The sequence below is a fragment of the Pseudomonas fragi genome (assembly GCF_900105835.1).
In the GTDB taxonomy this organism is placed as follows: domain Bacteria; phylum Pseudomonadota; class Gammaproteobacteria; order Pseudomonadales; family Pseudomonadaceae; genus Aquipseudomonas; species Aquipseudomonas fragi.
Genome location: NZ_LT629783.1, coordinates 4,013,798 through 4,033,007, shown reverse-complemented (window position 1 = coordinate 4,033,007; position 19,210 = coordinate 4,013,798). Strand labels below are relative to the sequence as shown.

The 19,210-nt window shown below is 56.1% G+C and carries 18 protein-coding genes and 2 pseudogenes; 14 read left to right on the top strand and 6 right to left on the bottom strand.

What is annotated here, in order from left to right:
- The 4 genes and pseudogenes from BLU25_RS18530 to BLU25_RS23990 all read left to right on the top strand — a co-directional run bounded on the left by BLU25_RS18530 (window position 1) and on the right by BLU25_RS23990 (window position 4,133).
- Window positions 1-2,337 (top strand): heavy metal translocating P-type ATPase, encoded by a 2,337-nt coding sequence (locus tag BLU25_RS18530; RefSeq protein WP_050483177.1) that lies wholly within the window; start codon window positions 1-3, stop codon window positions 2,335-2,337.
- A 153-nt stretch (window positions 2,338-2,490) separates the two neighbouring features.
- On the top strand, window positions 2,491-3,534 hold the full coding sequence (locus BLU25_RS18525; protein WP_016779387.1) for a YVTN family beta-propeller repeat protein: 1,044 nt from the start codon (window positions 2,491-2,493) through the stop codon (window positions 3,532-3,534).
- A 205-nt stretch (window positions 3,535-3,739) separates the two neighbouring features.
- A pseudogene (locus tag BLU25_RS23995) lies at window positions 3,740-3,889 on the top strand (heavy metal sensor histidine kinase); the annotation flags it as partial.
- Between the two features lie 10 nt (window positions 3,890-3,899).
- A complete protein-coding gene (locus BLU25_RS23990; RefSeq protein ID WP_081481013.1) occupies window positions 3,900-4,133 on the top strand; it encodes an ATP-binding protein in 234 nt (77 codons plus the stop codon).
- Here BLU25_RS23990 and BLU25_RS18510 read toward each other — a convergent pair.
- A complete protein-coding gene (locus tag BLU25_RS18510; RefSeq protein WP_016779384.1) occupies window positions 4,130-5,392 on the bottom strand; it encodes a hypothetical protein in 1,263 nt (420 codons plus the stop codon). The two genes, BLU25_RS23990 and BLU25_RS18510, sit on opposite strands and share 4 nt — an antisense overlap.
- Window positions 5,393-5,575: 183 nt before the next feature.
- Here BLU25_RS18510 and BLU25_RS18505 point away from each other — a divergent pair, with 183 nt between their 5' ends.
- From BLU25_RS18505 to BLU25_RS18485, 5 genes are all read left to right on the top strand, one after another.
- Window positions 5,576-6,907, top strand: coding sequence for a hypothetical protein (locus tag BLU25_RS18505; protein ID WP_139803977.1), 1,332 nt, complete (start codon window positions 5,576-5,578; stop codon window positions 6,905-6,907).
- A 426-nt stretch (window positions 6,908-7,333) separates the two neighbouring features.
- Window positions 7,334-8,074 (top strand): GIN domain-containing protein, encoded by a 741-nt coding sequence (locus tag BLU25_RS18500; RefSeq protein ID WP_016779382.1) that lies wholly within the window; start codon window positions 7,334-7,336, stop codon window positions 8,072-8,074.
- Between the two features lie 6 nt (window positions 8,075-8,080).
- A complete protein-coding gene (locus BLU25_RS18495) occupies window positions 8,081-8,494 on the top strand; it encodes a hypothetical protein (RefSeq protein WP_016502319.1) in 414 nt (137 codons plus the stop codon).
- A 13-nt stretch (window positions 8,495-8,507) separates the two neighbouring features.
- Window positions 8,508-8,780 carry a CopG family ribbon-helix-helix protein gene (locus BLU25_RS18490; protein ID WP_016502318.1) on the top strand — a complete coding sequence of 91 codons (273 nt, stop codon included), beginning with the start codon at window positions 8,508-8,510 and terminating at the stop codon, window positions 8,778-8,780.
- The gene (locus BLU25_RS18485; RefSeq protein ID WP_016502317.1) at window positions 8,780-9,055 is read left to right on the top strand and encodes a type II toxin-antitoxin system RelE/ParE family toxin; all 276 of its coding nucleotides are present in this window, start codon (window positions 8,780-8,782) and stop codon (window positions 9,053-9,055) included. Before BLU25_RS18490 ends, BLU25_RS18485 begins: the two co-directional genes overlap by 1 nt.
- 143 nt (window positions 9,056-9,198) lie before the next feature.
- Here BLU25_RS18485 and BLU25_RS18480 read toward each other — a convergent pair whose 3' ends face one another.
- Window positions 9,199-9,468, bottom strand: coding sequence for a hypothetical protein (locus BLU25_RS18480; RefSeq protein ID WP_011077892.1), 270 nt, complete (start codon window positions 9,466-9,468; stop codon window positions 9,199-9,201).
- A gap of 394 nt (window positions 9,469-9,862) precedes the next feature.
- Window positions 9,863-10,843 (bottom strand): IS5 family transposase, encoded by a 981-nt coding sequence (locus BLU25_RS18475; RefSeq protein WP_034113392.1) that lies wholly within the window; start codon window positions 10,841-10,843, stop codon window positions 9,863-9,865.
- 466 nt (window positions 10,844-11,309) lie between these two features.
- Between BLU25_RS18475 and BLU25_RS18470 the strand changes: the two genes are divergently transcribed.
- Together BLU25_RS18470 and BLU25_RS18465 are read left to right on the top strand one after the other, a co-directional pair.
- Window positions 11,310-11,840: a hypothetical protein gene (locus BLU25_RS18470; RefSeq protein ID WP_016779380.1), complete on the top strand. Its 531-nt coding sequence runs from the start codon at window positions 11,310-11,312 to the stop codon at window positions 11,838-11,840.
- Window positions 11,841-12,145: 305 nt separating this feature from the next.
- On the top strand, window positions 12,146-12,859 hold the full coding sequence (locus BLU25_RS18465) for a DUF3987 domain-containing protein (protein WP_016779379.1): 714 nt from the start codon (window positions 12,146-12,148) through the stop codon (window positions 12,857-12,859).
- Between the two features lie 264 nt (window positions 12,860-13,123).
- On the opposite strand, the gene rclC is transcribed toward BLU25_RS18465, so the two are convergent.
- Both rclC and BLU25_RS18455 read right to left on the bottom strand, forming a co-directional pair.
- Window positions 13,124-13,699 (bottom strand): reactive chlorine resistance membrane protein RclC, encoded by a 576-nt coding sequence (gene rclC / locus BLU25_RS18460; protein ID WP_016779378.1) that lies wholly within the window; start codon window positions 13,697-13,699, stop codon window positions 13,124-13,126.
- 177 nt (window positions 13,700-13,876) lie between these two features.
- On the bottom strand, window positions 13,877-14,218 hold the full coding sequence (locus tag BLU25_RS18455) for a carboxymuconolactone decarboxylase family protein (protein ID WP_016779377.1): 342 nt from the start codon (window positions 14,216-14,218) through the stop codon (window positions 13,877-13,879).
- 110 nt (window positions 14,219-14,328) lie between these two features.
- On the opposite strand from BLU25_RS18455, the gene BLU25_RS18450 reads away from it, so the two are divergent.
- Window positions 14,329-15,240 carry an AraC family transcriptional regulator gene (locus BLU25_RS18450; RefSeq protein ID WP_016779376.1) on the top strand — a complete coding sequence of 304 codons (912 nt, stop codon included), beginning with the start codon at window positions 14,329-14,331 and terminating at the stop codon, window positions 15,238-15,240.
- Window positions 15,241-15,420: 180 nt separating this feature from the next.
- Here BLU25_RS18450 and BLU25_RS18445 read toward each other — a convergent pair whose 3' ends face one another.
- Window positions 15,421-16,359 carry a LysR family transcriptional regulator gene (locus tag BLU25_RS18445; protein ID WP_016779375.1) on the bottom strand — a complete coding sequence of 313 codons (939 nt, stop codon included), beginning with the start codon at window positions 16,357-16,359 and terminating at the stop codon, window positions 15,421-15,423.
- Window positions 16,360-16,480: 121 nt separating this feature from the next.
- Between BLU25_RS18445 and BLU25_RS18440 the strand changes: the two genes are divergently transcribed.
- Both BLU25_RS18440 and tnpC read left to right on the top strand, forming a co-directional pair.
- A complete protein-coding gene (locus BLU25_RS18440) occupies window positions 16,481-17,407 on the top strand; it encodes an alpha/beta hydrolase (protein WP_016779374.1) in 927 nt (308 codons plus the stop codon).
- A 567-nt stretch (window positions 17,408-17,974) separates the two neighbouring features.
- Window positions 17,975-18,793: pseudogene (tnpC, locus tag BLU25_RS18435) on the top strand (IS66 family transposase); the annotation flags it as partial.
- Window positions 18,794-19,210 lie beyond the last annotated feature (417 nt).

The window sequence follows — 19,210 nt, the reverse complement described above, 5'->3', positions numbered from 1 at the left end:
ATGGCCACCAACACGAGCCACCACGACCATAGTCACTCCCATCCATTAAACCCCCAAGGTGAAGGTCTACGTGATCCGGTGTGCGGCATGACCGTCACGGAGCAGTCTGTTCACAAGTTAACGCACGAGGGCCGGCCTTATTACTTCTGCAGCACCAAGTGTCAGGGCAAGTTTGCGGCGAATCCGCTGCAATACCTCACGCTGGCACCACCGGCGGAGACAGCGCCAGCGGCCGCCGGCACCATCTACACCTGCCCGATGCACCCCGAGATACGTCAGGACCATCCGGGCAACTGCCCCAAATGCGGCATGTCGCTGGAGCCCTTGCTGCCGGAACTCGACGACGATGAGAACCCCGAATTGCGCGATTTTCAGCGCCGCTTCTGGTGGACCTTGCCGCTGACAGGCATGGTCTTTGTTCTCGCCATGTTCGGCCACCGTTTCCAGTGGATGGACATGACCGTGCAGAGCTGGGTCGAACTGGTGCTGTCGATCCCCATCGTCCTGTGGGCCGGATGGCCGTTCTTTACGCGCGGGTGGCAGTCCGTGGTGAACCTCAGTCCGAACATGTGGACCTTGATTGGTCTGGGCACCGGTGCGGCTTTCGTCTATAGCGTGGTCGCGACGGTCACGCCGCAGGTGTTCCCGGCCTCGTTCATCTCCATGGGCCGCGTCGCCGTGTACTTTGAAGCGGCCGCCGTGATCATCTCGCTCACGCTGCTGGGCCAGGTGCTCGAACTCAAGGCCCGGTCGCAGACCTCGGCGGCCATCAAGTCGCTGCTGGGCCTGGCGCCCAAGACCGCCCGCCGCATCCGGGAGGACGGCACCGAAGAGGATATCCCGCTGAACCATGTACATGTGGACGACTTGCTGCGCGTTCGTCCTGGCGAGAAGGTGCCAGTGGACGGCGTGGTAACTGAAGGCGGCAGCTCGGTCGATGAATCCATGCTCACGGGCGAGCCGATACCGGTCACCAAGCGCGTGGGCGACAAGGTGATCGGCGCCACGCTCAACACCAGCGGCGCACTGGTGATGCGCTCTGAACATGTAGGCGCGACCACAATGCTGGCCCAGATCGTGCAGATGGTGGCGCAGGCCCAGCGTTCCCGGGCGCCGATGCAGCGCATGGCCGACGTCGTGGCGGGCTACTTTGTCGTCACCGTTATGGGGATCGCCCTGCTGGCCTTCCTCGGCTGGGGCCTGTTCGGTCCCGAGCCGCGCTGGGTGTTCGGCCTGATCAACGCGGTGTCGGTGCTGATCATTGCCTGCCCCTGCGCGCTGGGCCTGGCCACGCCGATGTCCATCATGGTCGCCACCGGTCGCGGCGCAACGCACGGCGTGCTGTTCCGCGATGCTGCAGCGATCGAAAACATGCGAAAAATCGACACCCTCATCATCGACAAGACCGGCACCCTGACCGAGGGCCGTCCGACGTTCGAGCGCGCCGTGCCTGCGCCCGGCTTTGATGCCGACGAGGTGCTGCGCCTGGCCGCCAGCCTGGACCAGGGCAGCGAGCACCCGCTGGCCGAAACCATCGTGCGCGCCGCCCGCGAGCGCGGCATGCTGCTCGACAAGCCCGAGAATTTCGAGTCCGGCTCGGGCATCGGCGTGCGTGGGCAGGTGGCAGGGCGTCAACTGGCGCTGGGCAACACCACGCTGATGGAGCAGATCGGCGTCTCGGTCGCTGCCCTGGTGCCGCAGGCCGAGGCCTTGCGCGCAGAAGGCGCCAGCGTGATGCACCTGGCAGTCGATGGCCAGCTGATGGGCCTGCTGGCCGTGTCCGACCCGATCAAAGCCAGCACGCCGGAAGCCTTGGCGACGCTCAAGGCTTCGGGGCTGCGCATCGTGATGGCGACCGGCGACGGCCTGACCACGGCCAAGGCTGTTGCAGCCCGCCTGGGCATCGACGAGGTGCATGGCGAGGTCAAGCCGGCCGACAAGCTGCTGCTGGTGGAAAGGTTGCAAAAGGAAGGCCGCGTGGTGGCCATGGCGGGCGACGGCATCAACGACGCGCCGGCGCTGGCCAAGGCCGATGTCGGCGTGGCCATGGGCACCGGGACCGACGTGGCGATGAACAGCGCCCAGATCACGCTGGTCAAGGGCGATCTGCGCGGGATTGCGATTGCGCGCGCATTGTCGGAAGCCACGGTGGGCAACATGAAGCAAAACCTGATGTTTGCCTTTTTGTACAACGCGCTGGGCATCCCGATTGCGGCCGGCGTGCTGTATCCGCTGACCGGCTGGCTGCTGTCGCCGCTGATTGCCGCGCTGGCCATGAGCTTGAGTTCGGTGTCGGTGATCGGCAACGCTTTGCGGCTGCGAAACAGACGCGTATGACTCCGCTGTTTTGGTGGTATCAACGGCGGCTGTCACGGTCAAGGAGGTGAATCACAAGATTAGAGGCGGCGTGGCCGGTAATGGCATCCAAGACGGGCCGCCGCAGGCTGAGGCCTGACGATAGAAGTTTTATTTTCTCAATAAGGATTAATCATGCTGACAAGTAAAGGTAAGTGGTTTTTAACGGCAATACAGATCGGGCTGCTGGCCTGGTCCGGCGCTACATGGGCCGCTGACAAGGTGTATGTGGCCAATGAGGGCGCTGACACGGTCAGCGTGCTCGATGCCGCGACGTTCAAGACACTGGCAAGCGTGCGCGTCGGCAAGACACCGCACAACGTGCAGGTATCGCCCGACGGAAAGGTCGTATGGGTGACCAATAACGGCGAGCCTGATCAGGCGGCTGGCTCTGTGCATAAGGAAATGGTCAAAGGTGAACACAGCGCGATGGCGACGGTAGGAGCCGTTTGGGCCATTGATACCAGTAGTGACGCGGTAATCGCCAAGGTGCCGGTCGGCACGCACCCGGCCCATGTGGTGGTGTCGCCAGATGGCCGCTTTGCCTACGTCACCAACGGCGGCGACGACACGGTGAGTGTGATTGACACATCGGCGCAGAGTGTTGTCGCCACAATTCCGGTCGGTAAGTTTCCCCACGGTCTTCGCATCAGTCCGGACGGCAAGCAGGCCTACGTCGCCAACCTCAAGGGCGGCACGGTGTCGGTCATTGATACCGTCAGCCAGAAGGAGATCGCGCAGGTGCAGGTAGGCAAGGGTCCGGCTCAAGTCGGCTTCACGCCGGACGGTCGTCTTGTCTTGGTGTCGCTGTCGGAGGAAAACGCAGTCGCCGTGATAGACCCGGCCACGCGCCAGGTGATTCGCAAGGTCGCCGTCGGAACGGTGCCTATCCAGCTGTACGCCACGCCCAATTCGCGCATGCTGCTGGTGGCCAACCAGGGTACGAGCAAGAAGCCTGGCCGCACCGTCAGCCTGATCGATCTTGAGAGCTTCAAGGTCGTAAAGACAGTCGTGACTGGCGCCGGTGCTCATGGCGTGGTCGTCGACCGTGACGGACGGTACGCATACGTTACCAACACCTACGCCAACTCGGTCTCAGTGCTCGACGTGAAGGACCGCAAGGTCACGAAGACCGTTCCTGTAGGCAAGGGCCCCAACGGCATCAGCGTGACGCCTTGACGGTTTGACCGTCGCGTGCAGCCGCAGGGAGCGTGACCCAAGCCCTGGAAAAAATCCGCGAAGCCCGCAACGCCGCCTGCGAGCAGGCGTTTAGCCTGCTGTTTCAGAAACCCGTCATGTTCGACACATAGCGATCACTCACGAAGCGAATCGGGTAACTGACTATTTGTCTCTGATCGCTGAAGACAAGGGCATCGTTTTGGAAGTGACCGGAGATGCAAAAATCTTGGGAGACCGTTTGCTGGTGCAGCGTGCAATCACCAATCTGGTGTCTAACGCTGTCCGTCATGCCGCTTCCAATTCAAAGGTCACCTTAGCCATCGCTGCAGAAGGCCCAAGCGTTACCTTGGCGGTGACCAACGTGGGTGAGGGAATCGCCCCAGCCCATCTGGAGCGGGTCTTTGATCGCTTTTACTGCGTTTTCCGGCCGTGCGCGCTCCGGTGGCGGTACCGGGCTCGGCCTGGCCATTGTGCGTTCCATCATGTTGTCCCATGGCGGACAAGTCCGGGTGCGCAGCCAAAAGGATGGCGAAACGCCTTTCACATTGGTATTTCCGGCTTATGAAGCAGTCCGCCAAGCCTCGGCCAGGAAAAGTTAGAGCAGTTGGGAAATCTCCATCAACGGTTTGATACTGGAGCCGAATCGCCCAATCGTTTCCCTATGCTCTTTAAGTTGGCTGTAGGGAAGATACCGGATGCCCAGCTCGGATACCCGCGAGAAAGCGGGTCTCTTGAGTTGCCGCGCAACCTCATCGCGGCGATTGTCGGGGGCGACCAGAAACAAGGTGCTGGCGGCGCCTACCTGCGTACCCAGGGCAAGGTCTAGCATGCGTACGATCCCCGAGTAAATGGATGTGGAGTGCTCGACTTCAAACGCCGCTGCAACCTGTGCGCTGCCCCGCTCGAGCCAGACGACGTCAATCAGTCGAACCGAATCCAGACCTTGCCCATTGCCACCCGGCCATTGCTGCAGGCAGCCGTCCCCCAGAAAACCGTCTGCGTGTTCGCGTCCGCGATCATTCGATGCAATCCAGACATCGAAGCCCAGCGACATGCCCATGTCTCGCAACCAGCCTTGGATCTGGGTATGGGTGGCATCACTCTCCCGAGCCAGCAGCCACTGCTTTTGCGCGGCGGCCGACTCTTCACGGACGCGTTGCAGATCGCGCTCCCACAGGGCAATCACGCCAGGGTCCTCCAGACGCGGGGGCGCAGCGTAGCGGCCGCTGCCGACATCAAACATCAAGCCGGCGATAGCACCCAAATCATTGGACAGCTTGTGGCGGTGTTGTTCGTTCAGGCGAATCAGTCCCTCGCGCATGGAGAGGTAATGGTCCCATCGGCCCAACTTCACGTTGCTTCCCGTGACAGCATTGAAACCGTTGACGATAGCCGTATTGAAGGGACAAACCAGAGTCGGATGAATAAAATAGAGCAGATTGGCGACGGCTGGTCCCAGGCCCTTGATCTTGAGCGCATCGATCTTTTGGATCGCTTCAATCACGGCCTCCGCAGTGTCGCAGCAGTCGCAGGCATTCAGCAGCCTCGCAAAAGCGCGTTGATTGATCTCATGCTCATAAATATCCGGGATGCGCAGTTTGGGTTTCCACAAGAAAGCATGGTCAGCGCCTTTGAATATTTGCCGTTGCTCAGCAACCGACCCCACGACCGTCTGCAAGGACGAGCCTCGATAAGCATTTCCGAAAGTTCCCGCATCGATATCGCGTACCACCTGGCCAATACCCCGCCGGATCGAGCGAAAGTTCTTCAGGCGTTCCTCCCAGAGAAACCAGGTGTTGTACGTGCCGTGGGGATCTGCCTTCCAGTAGTCAATCAGTAGGGCAACGGTGTTATGCATTGGATTTCCGTCCGTTTCAGTTCGCTTGACTGTATCGAACTTTGTCGTATTCAGCGACAAGGCCACCAGCGGGCCGCACCGGGGATTTTCATTTTTCGGGCTGCGCGATTACTATGGTATGTATCAACGCACGGGACCGAATTTTCACGTTCAACGCAGCCTTACCTGGGTCGGTACATGGTTATGAATACCAGCTTGCCGCCGCAAGACCTTTGCGCATCAAGCGGCGCTGTTGAGTTATTGAACCAGGAGTGCTTCTGTCTCAGCCTTGACCAGAATGCATTGGCTCATGCGCTGGACTCGGAGCTGGGTACGGCAGCGCTGTCGACGATGGTTCGACAGCGCTGCCCCTACCTGTTTGCCTCCCAGCCTGTATTCGTGGCGGCGCAGCAGATACAGCGCATGGCGGAAGTCGTAAGGGCTGTTGAGTCTGTGGTGGCCATGCCCGCATACCGCGAGCTTGTCCTGGCGGGGGCGCCAACCGTCGCGCAGCTGACCTCGACGGGTCCGCTTGGCGTTTTCTTTGGCTATGACTTCCACCTCAACGACGGCCCCCTCGGACTCATCGAGATCAACACCAACGCCGGTGGCGCGATGCTCAATGCCGTGATGGCCCGGGCACACCGGGCTTGCTGTGCTGAATTGGGGGCGATGGCACCCACGCTGGCCCAGATTGAATTCTTCGAAAAATCCATGGTGGAGATGTTCCGTCACGAGTGGCTGCTTGCCGGACGTAGTGGGCCGCTAAAAACCATTGCCATCGTCGACTCATCACCTCAGGATCAATATTTGTACCCTGAGTTTTTGCTCTTCCAACAATTATTCGAACGACACGGCATACGTGCAGTCATTGCCGATCCGGCCACTCTGGACTGGCGTGAAAGCGCCTTATGGCACGACGATCTAGTCATTGATCTGGTGTACAACCGGCTGACAGACTTCTACCTGGAGCAACCCACCAGTGCGGCTTTGCGCGAGGCATATCTCCATCAAGGCGTTGTGTTGACGCCGCATCCTCAATCCCATGCCCTTTATGCCGACAAACGCCGGCTAGCCCTCTTCAGCGACGCGGCGCAGTTAGAGTCTCTCGGTGTGCCACAAGCCATCCAAGAAGTGTTGTTGGAGCACGTTCCCCACACAGAAGTGGTTAGGGCCAGCGATCAGCAGCGTCTATGGACGGCGCGCCGCAGTCTTTTCTTCAAACCAGTTGCAGGATTTGGCAGCCGAGCTGCTTACCGGGGCGACAAGCTCACCCGAGGAGTCTGGCAGGATATCCTGGCGGGCGACTATGTGGCGCAGGCGATTGTCAAACCAAGCGATAGATCAACCGGGGAGGTCAACTTGCCCATACCCATGAAGTTCGACCTCCGCGTGTACGCTTATGACGCCAAGGTGCAATGGGTGAGCGCCCGCATGTATCAGGGCCAAACCACCAACTTTCGCACCTCCGGCGGTGGCTTTGCGCCCGTCTACACAACCCCCGAAACGTCCGGGTCGACCAAGTCAGCGTTGTAGCGATTGGTGGCGGTCGAGGTAGAGCAACCGGTTACTTTCTCATCTTGTCTGCGGGATGTCCGTGCTTTGCCAAAAACTGGTCAAATTGCGCGCTTTCCTTTTTCTGAGCCGCAATGATGCTTTGGGCTACACCCTATACTCAACCCGAACACGACAAGCGAGGTGCTTTATGGGGCGAATAGAGAAAATGGAAATTTCGTACGCTAAGCGCTCTGTCTGTCAGGTTGAGGTCGTAGAGGTGGACGCCATAGCGTCAGAAAATGCAGGAATAGACCCTACTCTGACGGGGGCGAGTAATCGTCCTGACGCCTGATTGAGGTATAGCCCAACCTGACGGATCGATTGACAGCTCATTATTATTCACTATGATTAACCCTGAGTCGAGCTATGGCAAAGTCACTCAAAATAAATCACAAAGGATAGATGATGAGCCAATCCAGCCCTTTGACGCACCAGGATGCCAACCATCGCGATTCCGCATGGGAGCGTGCTGCCAACTACGAGAAGGAAGAGCGCCCCATCCACCCAGTTAGCAAAATTGTGATCAAGGGGGCGGTTGATGTTGTGTTCTTTCGCTCGTCATCAGCGCACCTGGTCGTGACAGGGGAAAACGTGGAAGCCATTCGTAACATCAAGACCCGCTTCGAGGGTGACAAGCTGATCATCGAGCAGGAGGGCATTTCCATTAGCGGCTATGGGGGCAATATTCACGTTTCTGGTACCGGCAACATTTTCGTGGGCGGAACGATCAATGTCGGTGGACGCCACGGCGGCGTCACTATGCAGTCCAAGGGGCGAAGCATCGTTGGAATCGCATTGCCTGAAGCCCCCAGTATCCGCATCAAGGGCAGTGGCGACGTGACCCTGTACGACCTTCAGCAGACCGTCCTCGATCTAGGCATCCAAGGTTCGGGCGATATCACGGCCTTTGGTCGCGTGGGTCTTCTGGACGCCGAGATAGCCGGTTCGGGCGACGTGGACGCCAGCGAGCTGGTCGCTACGTCCGCCAAACTGTCGGTAGTCGGCTCCGGTGATATCGACGCCTATGTCAGCGACTCAGTGAAGGCACGCGTGGCGGGTTCCGGTGACATCGTGGTACGCGGTAACCCGCCGACCCGCGACCATTCCGTTGCCGGCTCAGGCGACATCAAGTTCAAGAAGAAGTGACGCTCCATGAAGAATGACCAAGAACGAACCGAGCTGTTGCAGCAGATCGACAAGCTGTTGACGGCAGTGGATTCGATGCAAACCTGCCTCGAAGCGCCCGAGGCCACAAACGCCGATGGCAGCTTTGACATTGCTCGCACCAACTTGCGTATCACGGCCAACGAGGCCGCGCAGGTTGTCGAACGTCAGCGAGGCGCGCAGGAGCAGCGTGAAAAGTCTCGTCCAAAAGTAACGCTGGCCACGTCGTTACTTGCCGGCGCTGAAGCGTCTGAATGGCAGGCCAACAAGCTCAAAACTAATGGCGATGAGGCCGGTGCCCGCCAGGCCAGCGAACATGCCGTCACTCTGCGCCGGATGGCATCGGAAGCGGCGGTTACTGAACGCCGGCAGAGCATGCACCTTGTACCTACCATTGATTAGGAGTAACCCCATCATGGCAACCACCGCGAAAACCCGATCCGTCACGGCTCACGTCCCTGTGCAACTGGCCGAAAAGGTCGATTTGATGGCTGAGCGCCTGGAACGCTCCAAGAACTGGATCGTCAAGCAGGCTCTGGCCGCCTGGATAGACCAGGAAGAAGAACGTAGTCGCCTGACCCGTGAGGCATTGGCCGATGTGGATGCTGGTCGCGTGATCGATCATCAAGCTGTCCAGGCCTGGGCTGAAAGCCTCAGCACTGACACTCCGTTGCCGGTACCGCGCTGATGGAGTTGAAGTGGACAAGCAAGGCGCTTTCCGACATTGCCCGGTTGTATGAGTTTCTGGCGTCGGTGAATCAGCCTGCCGCCGCACGAACAGTGCAGCAACTCACAGCCGCACCTTCCACGCTGCTGGCCAACCCGCGCATTGGCGAACGCCTGGAAGAATTCGATCCACGGGATGTGCGCCGAATTCAGATCGGCCATTACGAGATGCGTTACGAGATAGTGGATTCCACTATCTACCTACTGCGCCTGTGGCACACCCGCGAAGACCGATAGGTTTGGCTGGGCCAGGAACGGAATACATCAAACTGGCGAGCCTACGACTGATCAGAAAACCTTAGCGTACGATTTTTTCCGAATTCTGTAGGCTCCCCTAATCCAAGGCCAACCTCCTGTGCTAATTCGCCCAGTCTAGGGGACTATAGATCGCCAGTCATCAGTAGCTCTCTCAGTATGCTGAGATTTTTCCTGATTTCAACTTCTACCTTTCCAGAATAATCAAGTGCCTCAAGCGTATTCTTTGTTTGGTTCATTGCCTCTGCTATTATATCAATGGCAGTTTTTCTTGATGCTGCCATATTTTCTAGAGTCTGTTCCCCTGCATCTAGCATTGTTACGATATCTTGTTTGCTTAACTTATCATAATTCACGTTACGGAGTTGCTCTAGTATTAACTCTTGATCCGACATATATGATCCTCTTTATTATTATCGATTTGTTGTTTATGATAATATTAATTATTTCATTGTTCCAGAAAATAACAGCTGGGATAGTGTATCATAAAAAATATATTTCGAGCGAATGGGGAAAGTCGGTCGAGCCATGCGCATAACCAATCCATGGCATTGGACGCACAGTATATCGTTACCGGTGGATAAATGAATTAACCGCTCAATCCACTAGGTTGCGACGACGCAATCAGTTCGTGGACGGTGCGGTTTATCTATTACCCCCTCTAGGGATGCTCCGATCAACTTGCTGCGCGGCGGCCGCAAGTCGTAATTTGCACGGCACGCAGCGCTATTTGCTCAAAACGACCTGATGCAGTGTTCATCGAGGGCGTTTTTCGCCCGGTTTTCCATGTTAAGCGCGCAACTCGCCCATACCCATCAGTTGTTTTCGAGCCATCCACAGGTTCGACAGGGCGAACAATGTGGTCAACTGAGCCGTGTTTTTCATCAGCCCACGAAAGCGCACTTTCACGTACCCAAATTGGCATTTGATCACCCGAAACGGATGTTCGACCTTGGCCCGTGTCTGGGCTTTGCAGTACTCAATCTTGCGCTTGGCCTTGTAGAGCACGCTGCGTTTATTCAACTTGGAATAGGTGCTGCGGCGCGCCGCGATTTGCCAGATCACTTCACGATTTTCATGCTCTTCACGCTTCTCAACGCCGGTGTATCCGGCGTCTGCATACACTGCATTTTCTTCGCCATGCAAAAGCTCGGCGACCTGTGTGACATCGGCGACGTTGGCGGCGGTGCCGTGGACGTGATGAACCAAGCCGGACTCGACATCAGCGCCAATATGGGCCTTCATTCCGAAGAAATACTGGTTACCTTTTTTGGTCTGATGCATCTCAGGGTCGCGCTTTCCCTCTTCGTTTTTAGTCGAACTGGGAGCATGAATAATGGTGGCATCGACGATAGTGCCCTGACGCAGAGACATGCCTTTGTCCTGCAAATAACCATTGATGACCGCGAGGATTGCAGGTGCAAGCTGATGCTTTTCCAATAAGTGCCGGAAATTCATGATCGTGGTGTCTTCAGGTATCGGGGCGCTCAAGGTCAAACGTGCAAACTGGCGCATGGGCGTGATTTCGTAGAGCGCTTCTTCCATGGTCGGATCGCTCAGGGAAAACCAATTCTGCAACAGATGAATACGCAGCATGGTTTCCAGAGGATAGGGTTTTCTGCCGCCACCGGCCTTGGGGTAGAACGGCTCGATCAGGCCCAGCAGACCCGTCCAGGGCACGACCTGATCCATCTCGGCGAGGAAGCGTTCGCGGCGTGTCTGCTTGCGCTTGCCGGCGTATTCGAAATCGGAAAAGCTCATCTGGCTCATAGGCGGCTCGGATCAGGTGGTCAGGCGTATTTCAGCACATTTGAAAACTTGTTCGGAGATTCCCTAGCAGGTCACGAATCAGCTCAAGGCGGGATACATCATCGACAACAGAGCGCCCGGTCGCAGGCATTCCTGGACGACTTGGGCTTTGAAAGGCTTTGGATAGGAGGTTCGTTGGCGCATGGCGATCCGCTTGTGGGGCTAAAAATGGTGTCCACTTAAAATAGGTGTACACCATCGCCCTAAGAGGAGGTCAAGAAATGTCCGCTCCTGGCCGATTACTGACGGTCACGACGGCAGCAATCGTGCGGTCACCGCTGGCCACCGCAGCATCGCTTGCGGGCTACGCGACCACTATCTTGCCGGTATCGATCTCATATCGCACCGACACTACTGAGTAGGCGTAAACCAGATAGCTGGCAATTTGATACCTTCGGGTTCTTGGATCTTTTGGAAATGGAACTTCATGAAAATTTTCCCAGCTCTGGGTGTTTGCGCCCTCACAGCATCGCTTGTGGGCTGTGCTGCAATGGAAGTGAAACCCTATCAGCCCGCGCCTGATGGCGTTTCTATTGTCAAAAATCAATACGGCAGTTACAGCGTAGAGTCCATTAGGATCGCAAAGGCAGGCCAGCAGGCGGGCACTGATGCACTTCAGTTCTGCTTTGCGCAGAATGTGCCTGGGATTAACGGCGCCCCGTTGTTCAACCCCTCCAAGACCAGAATCACTGTTCAGGGTAAGGATCAGGTGACGTTCATTGTCCCAATGACGATGGGTACGCCTCTAACTTATGCAATAGCCTTTTCCCTGACTCAAAGCCAGTCTGCTGTAGGTCAAGTTTACGAATTCACGAATCTGAAAATTAGAGGAACGTGGACTGCTAATGAAGCTCCCCTGCCGGGAACGAGTGAGGCGAACCAATACGTCGATAGCGCCCGCGCCAAAGCAGACAGCATCAGCAGCGCCATCAGTAGTTGCCTTGCAGCGGAAGCATAGCTCATTTGCTTCCTGAGCTATCCAGAACCCCGCCAAGTGCCAAGCATGGCGCGTTGCGCGAACCAGGGCCAGGCCACCGGCTAGATCATCGCTGCTGATGATCGGACCAGTACGCTGGACACCAAAACCGCGGAAGGCAGCCGAATCAATGGAATCGGCAGACAGCAATTTCTCCCCTGAGCGCTGGTGAAACGTAGTGTCCGTTACGGGTCGATTGCAGCTCTTGGTGACAGGCAGAAATCGGCTCATTCACCTATGACCGTGTTGGCCGAGGAACCATTTATATCAAGTCATGTTGTTTATCGTTGATCGGTGGAATTCAACCCTCACGAATTGCGTCCCTCGTAAACGCTGCCGTCAGCGGCGAACTGGATGACGGCCTGATTCAGCGCCTGCAGCTGGCGGTATATCCCGACGATGTTCGAGAGTGGCGCTATATCGACCGTTGGCCGAACAAAATCGCCGCTGAGCGCGTCTCGGAGGTTATCGAACAGCTCGACCAGATACCTGATGAGCCTCACTCTGCCCTCAGATTTACTCCAGAAGCGCAGGAGAAGTTTATCGCCTGGTATACCTCCCACATGCAAGCAAGCCGGAGCGATCATCTTCACCCCGCATTGCAATCCCATTACCTGAAAATGCCGAAAACCATTGCAGGCTTGGCCCTCCTATTTGAGCTGATTGAAGGCGGACGGGAAGCCGTGGGCGCTAAGTCCACTGAACGCGCCATCAGCTGGGCGAAATACCTGATGAGCCACGCCCAGCGGCTGTACGGAGCGGCAATCAACGCACCACTAATCGCTGCGCGACTGATTCTGGAGCGCCAGCAGAAATTGCCCGAGGCATTTACTGCCCGAGAGGTGCGTCAGAAGGATTGGACGGGATTGGGCTCGCAAGACGCCGTGAATAATGCGCTCGCAATTCTGGTTGAACACGACTTCATCGTTGGCTACAAGGTTGCCGGTGAGAAAGGTGGCCGCCCATCGACACGCTATGTCTGGCGAAAAACGTTGCCTTGACCCGACGGGTGCACTCAAAAGACCATCAAAGCCACCTACAAAACCTACGAAACTAAGTTCTGTAGGTTTTGTAGGCACCGTTTCCTAGTTGGGAGAAGTAATTCAGCGCTCAAATTGACGTACCTGAACGCTGGAAACAACCGCCAGTACCTGCTAGCCGACCGCTTTGAATCTGCCGAATCAGGCCGGAGTCGGCCACAAGCAGCCTCTCGGAGGTATCTACGAAGCTTGAGGCGATTCAGATTTCAAGGCTTTAAAAGAAAACTAGGGGCGCCGCTCTTGCAATAACTGACGGGCGGAATCAGCCATCACCGGAAGAGCGCCGGCCAGCATCAAGAGATCTTTGAGCACTAGGCGTCCTGCACCAGACAGGAATGGAAAGCCATGTTCACCATCACCAAGATCCGGTACCCAGGCTTCAGGTGTGGTGAGCAGGAAGGTTAAGGTCACCAGCGGTGTACCGAAGGCCAGCGCCCCACCAAGCAGACCGGCGCGTCGCGAGATCGGGTTGGAAAGCACCAGCAGACCGATCAGAATTTCTACTACGCCCAGGCCGTTGGAAAAGATGTATGTGTTATTTGCGGTCTGCCAGACGCGCTTTTCCGCATTCAATTCACCCTCGTGGGTCAGGTGTGCCTTGTAATCCTCGGGATGTTCATAAAAAAAAGACATAAACGGGCTGTTGGCGACAAATGGGGTAATGCTATCGGCTTCGTAAGGCGCGAATTTGAGCGCCCCGATCCACAAGAAAACTACGGCGATCGCCAGTCTCATGAGGTGTGTGCCAAGGGTGTCGAGCTTGCTGATGAATTGCAGCCATGTAGTGAATGAAGCGAGCATCAGACTTATCCGAATATTTGGAATGTGAAACCAGTCTGAGGCTTAGCCGCGAGACGCTTTTGTGCGTCATGCTCAAGTTATTGTTCGATCGTCTCAACAAGTGGCTGACGTCTGGATGTATCAGGTAAGCCCCGGCACGTTTAAGTGTGCGGGGCCGGTGGAGTTATGGCGAAAGAGCTATTTTTTCAAGGTGTCGTACGCCTCAAGAGCGCGCAGTGAATAAATATAAGCGGCGCCTGCGTTCAACGAGATCGCAGTGGCCAAGGTCGCAGCCACTTCCTCGCGGCTCGCACCAGCCTTAATGGCCGCATCAGTGTGAGCTGCAATACAGCCGTCGCAGCGTGTAGTGATGGCGACTGCAATGGAGATCAATTCGCGGGTCTTGGTGTCGAGCACATCGTTTTCGGCAGAGGCTTCTCCGAGGGCCATGTAGGCTTTGACCATTTTTGGATTACTTTTGCCCAGCGCGCCGAAAGCTTTCTGGATGGAGGGTAATAATTCGGACCAGTTAATGAACATTGCGGTAACTCCTGAGGGGGGTTGGGTGTAATGTTTAACCTTGTTTAGTGTATGCCCTAGTCCTATTTTGATTAGTTCGATACGCTCTGTTTTTTCTGCGATGCGCTCAAATGAATTCGATCGACAAGCTCATCAGCCTCGCCAATGTTCGTGGCAGTCTGGATTTACGTTGCCAATTTCAGGGTGACTGGTCCCTGGAGCATGAGCAGGAAGCGCTGGGCAAAGCGCCATACCACGTGGTGCTGTCGGGTGAGTGTCGGGTGGAGCTTCCAAGCGGGCAGCGTCTTTCTATGCGCGCCGGCGACGTTCTGCTCCTGCCGGGTGGTGCGCCGCATGTGCTGCATAGTCCGGGCAAAGCTGTTGCGCCAACATTGGTATCGGCAAAGCGTATCGACGCTGGCATATTGCCCATACATCGCATTGGCGGCGTGAGTGCGGATCTGGACATGCTATGCGGCTGCTTTCACTTCAACCGAACTTCGTTGCTATTTGCTTCATTACCTGACTACCTGTTGATACCCAGCGGCACGCTCCCAGCGGATGGACCATTACAGTCTCTGGTCGATTTATTACGCGGGGAAGCAGACGGCGATCAGATTGGAGCAAAATTTTTGCTCGATGCTCTTTCTCAGGCGTTATTCACCCTGATCCTTCGCGCCCATCTATCTAGCCATGGCCAAGACATCGGCACGCTCGCCTTGCTCAGCGATAAACGTCTGGGCCCCGTATGGCAGGCGATGTTGGCTGATCCTGCGCACGAGTGGATCATCCAAAATCTAGCAGATATCGCGTGCATGTCCCGAGCATCTTTCATGCGGGCGTTCGTTCGTGTGGCTGGTGTGTCGCCATGGGTATTGCTTACGCAAGTCCGTATGGAATTGGCGTTCAGCCTGCTGAGTCATTCGCATCTGGGATTAAAAGATATTGCCTTGCAGGTTGGTTACCAATCGCAGGCGGCGTTCAGCAAAAAATTTAAGGAGGTTTATGGGGCGCCTCCAGGGAGAATGCGCCGCAGAATTTAGAGCTGTCACTTAGGTAGGGGTGACCAGAGATGGCCGTTTTCTGCCTGTTGTGATCGGCGGAGAGCGGCCAATAGCGTCCCTTCAAATATTTGAGTTGTAAACTGTTGGAAATACAGACGCCATGATTAAGGTCGAGGTGATCTAGGGTGTCTGAGCGTCGGTTCAGCCAGACGGCTTCGCTTAGGGTGCAAACGTAGGAATTGCCGAATCACGCTCCCATGGCGGACAAGGCGACCAAGCCTCCACAAGCTTATCGATGAAGAGACGAATTTTTGGAGAGAGATGTCGCTTGCTAGGGTAAATCACCCGAATAGGCTCTGCGGCCTCTGCATACCCTGCGAGCAATTGAACGAGTTTGCCGCTCCTCAAATCGTCATTTACCACATAGGAAGGAAGAGTCGCGATGCCTAGGCCAGCGACAGCTGACTGGTGCAATGACTCAGCACTGTCCATCTGTAGCCTTCCACCATGAGTAACGGGCACGGAGCTACCATTCACGCGAAAATTCCAAGGAAGCAATCTCCCACCGCTCACGAAATGCAGGCACTGGTGCTCGGACAAATCCTCAGGCGTTTTGGGCTCGGCATGCTCAGCCAGATACTTGGGTGAAGCGCAGGTAATCATTTGTTGATAGGCCACGGTACGCGTGAGCAACCGAGAGTCTTCCTTCGGTGGCCCGATGCGCATGGCCAAATCAAATCCCTCATCGATCAGATCGACCAGCCTGTCGGAAAATGTGATATCGACGCTCAAGGAGGGCCAATCCTTAAGACAGCACTCGATGTGCTGAAGGACATGAAGTCTGCCTAATGCTACCGGCAGGCTCATCCGCAGTCGCCCACTGGGTGTTGAACGACGAAACGCAAGGGCATCCTCCACGTCGTCCAGATCCTGAAGAACGCCCACGCAACGCTCATACAGAACCTGGCCGTCATCCGTCATGCTTAAACTGCGCGTAGTACGATTCAGTAAACGTACCTGTAAACGAGCCTCGAGCCTGACTATCGACTTCCCCACTGCAGAGCGCGTAAGGCCAAGCTGCTTGGCCGCCGCAGTGAAGCTTCCAGCGTTTACCGAGCTTACAAACGCTGCGATATCATTCAGGTTATGGAGTTCCATGGGGCCTCAAGGATCTCAACGTTCGGGCGGCTTAGCACCTGTTATGGGGAACCCTATTCCCCAATACTAAGCATAGTATCTCAATTAGCTAATCCACTCCCATCGATCAATTGAGGTCATTATGAACACTAAAGTCCAAGCAGCCGTCCAAACCTGGGCCAACAGCCTTAGCGATCTGGTACCCGTTCTTAAGGGAATTGATACCACCACAAAAATGAGCGACATCCGCGACTCTTACGCAAAAATGCTCGCGCAAAATCCAGCGCCAGCTGGCGTTAAATTCGAAGCAGTCAACATGGGCGGCGTACCCGGCACACTGGTTACTCCGGACGAGATCAAAACTGACGCAGTAGTGATGTATATCCACGGCGGCGCCTACATTGTAGGTCGTCCAGACGGCTACCACGGCATCGGAGGCAATTACGCGAAAATGCTCGGTGCTCGTGTGTACATGCCAGACTATCGTCTTGCTCCTGAGCACAAGTTCCCAGCCTCTGTTGACGACACATTGCGCGCCTACGAATGGCTGCTTGAGCAGAAAATCCCAGCTAACAAAATTGCGTTCTCTGGCGAGTCGGCTGGCGGCGCGATGGTTGTCAGCATCATGGTTGCTGCTAAGTCGAAAGGGCTTCCATTGCCTGCGGTTGGCTCCTCCATCTCACCATGGGCGAACCTTGAACACACCGGTGCTTCCATGAGCAACCGTGAAGGTCTGGATCCTCTGAACTCCAAGCCTGTCCTGGACATCCTCGCCAGAGCATTCCTAGGCGACACATTGGCCAATCATCCTCTGGCCTCACCTGTGTTCGCGGACGTCACCGGTCTTCCACCAATCCTGGTGCAGATCGGCGAGAACGAGCTGATGTTGAGTGATGCAATGCGCCTTGCAACTCACCTGGCTGATAACCGCGTTCGCGTAAACCTGGAAGTATGGCCTGCGATGTTCCACGCCTGGCACTTCTACGCCACCATGCTGCCAGAAGGTCAGCAGGCCATGGAGAGTTCGGTGCGCTTCATTGAAGCAGGCTTGGCCGAGGCTAATCCTTAACGCGTAGATCAGCCGCGACAACTATCCCGGCTGTCGCAGTTAACACATTGACATTAAAGCAAAGGTGCTAACCCAGGATGGGTATGAGCCTGCGCTGACGACGAGGCCCAAAGCTAGAGTTTTTCCGGCGCTCATGTTGAGTCGCCCCTGCTTTAGTTGACGGTCGATGACCGCTATTGGCCGAAAGGGTGCATTCGCCCCAGTCTTGATGATCTGGTGCATTGAGAATTTGGGCACCCAGGTGTATGTGACGCAGACGTCTGTGTCGGACGCGTCAGATTCGCTCTCAGTTTGCTTCTAGGGAAGTGGCATCTCTTCGCGCATATGATGCGAGGCATGAATCGCCTCGGGTTTTGTAGGCACCTCCAACCCCCATGATGGGACTTGGAGGTGCCATGAGTCGTCAATGTTACCCCGGAGAACTCCAGGTCGAAGCGTAACCGTCCGGGCAACACATCTTCCTGACACCGTCGCTTGAGGCAATGATGCCCACTTAAATTTAAGTGGAGACCATTTTTAGCCTTTTTAAAGCGGACGCCCATGCCACAAAAACGCCGTTCTTACTCCAAGTCTTTCAAGGCCCAAGTCATCTCCGAGTGCGCGCAGGCTGACACCTCAATTGCCAACGTCACCTTGACTCACAACCTCAACGCTAACCTCGTCCATAAATGGATTCGGGTACAGATGCTGACGCCTGGCGGGAAGAAAACTCACCGCGCTTACGTCTGGGCCTATGCCACAAGCGAGTTCTCCGATCTGGCGGCGGTCGTTTACGACTTCAGCCCGAGCCGCACTGGCGAACATGCCCGAAACCTCCTTGGAAACTGGAAGGGCAAGCTGGTCTGCGATGACTTCGCTGGCTACAAGGCAGGCTTTGAACTGGGCGTCACCGAGATCGACTGCATGGCGCATGCGCGTCGGAAATTCTTTGATTTGCACGCGACCAACAAAAGCCAGATTGCCGAAAAAGCGCTGCACTACATCGCTGCCGTGTATGAAATTGAACGAGACGTACGCGAACTGGAACCGGGTGTCCGGAAGCGAATACGGCAGGAAAAAGCAGCGCCGATCATCGACGCATTTCATGCCTGGATGCTCGCCCCGCGAGATCTGGTGCCCGAAGGCACGGCCATCAGCAGAGCACTCAATTACAGCCTGAAACGCTGGGCAGCGCTGTCGCGCTACCTCAATGACGGGGCCGTAGCCATAGACAACAATTGGGCGGAAAACCAAATTAGGCCATGGGCGCTTGGACGCAAAAACTGGCTCTTCGCAGGGTCGTTGCTCAGCGGAAAACGGGCTGCGGCAATCATTAGCCTGAATCAGTCGGCACGCATGAACGGGCATGACCCGTATGGCTATCTCAAGGATGTGCTTACGCGGTAGCTGCCGCACCATTGGGTAGCTCCATCGCATTGATCTAATGGGCGTAACCCCCATTAGATTTCCCATTTTCCCCCTGTCGTTGGCTAGATTTTCTTAACCGCGCCAAGATTTTCTTAAAATGTGCGCCGAACACTCAGAAAATATTAACCGAAAATGGCCGCGCAACCACACCTTGCCGCATTGCGCTTTCTGGACGACCTAGGCTTTGAACGACTTGGGGTAAGAACTACGTTGGCGCATGGAAATCCTAGCGATAAGGGTGATCGCGTTCGCTTAAAAATACGCGGACACCATCGCCCTTAATGCTGGAGTTCGGTAGGTGACTTGGCCAGACGGTTACAAATATCAGGCTAATCCATCGCGATTGATGCGTGTAAAAGTATGACAGGCAGAGGAAAAATCCATCCCCCATAGCCT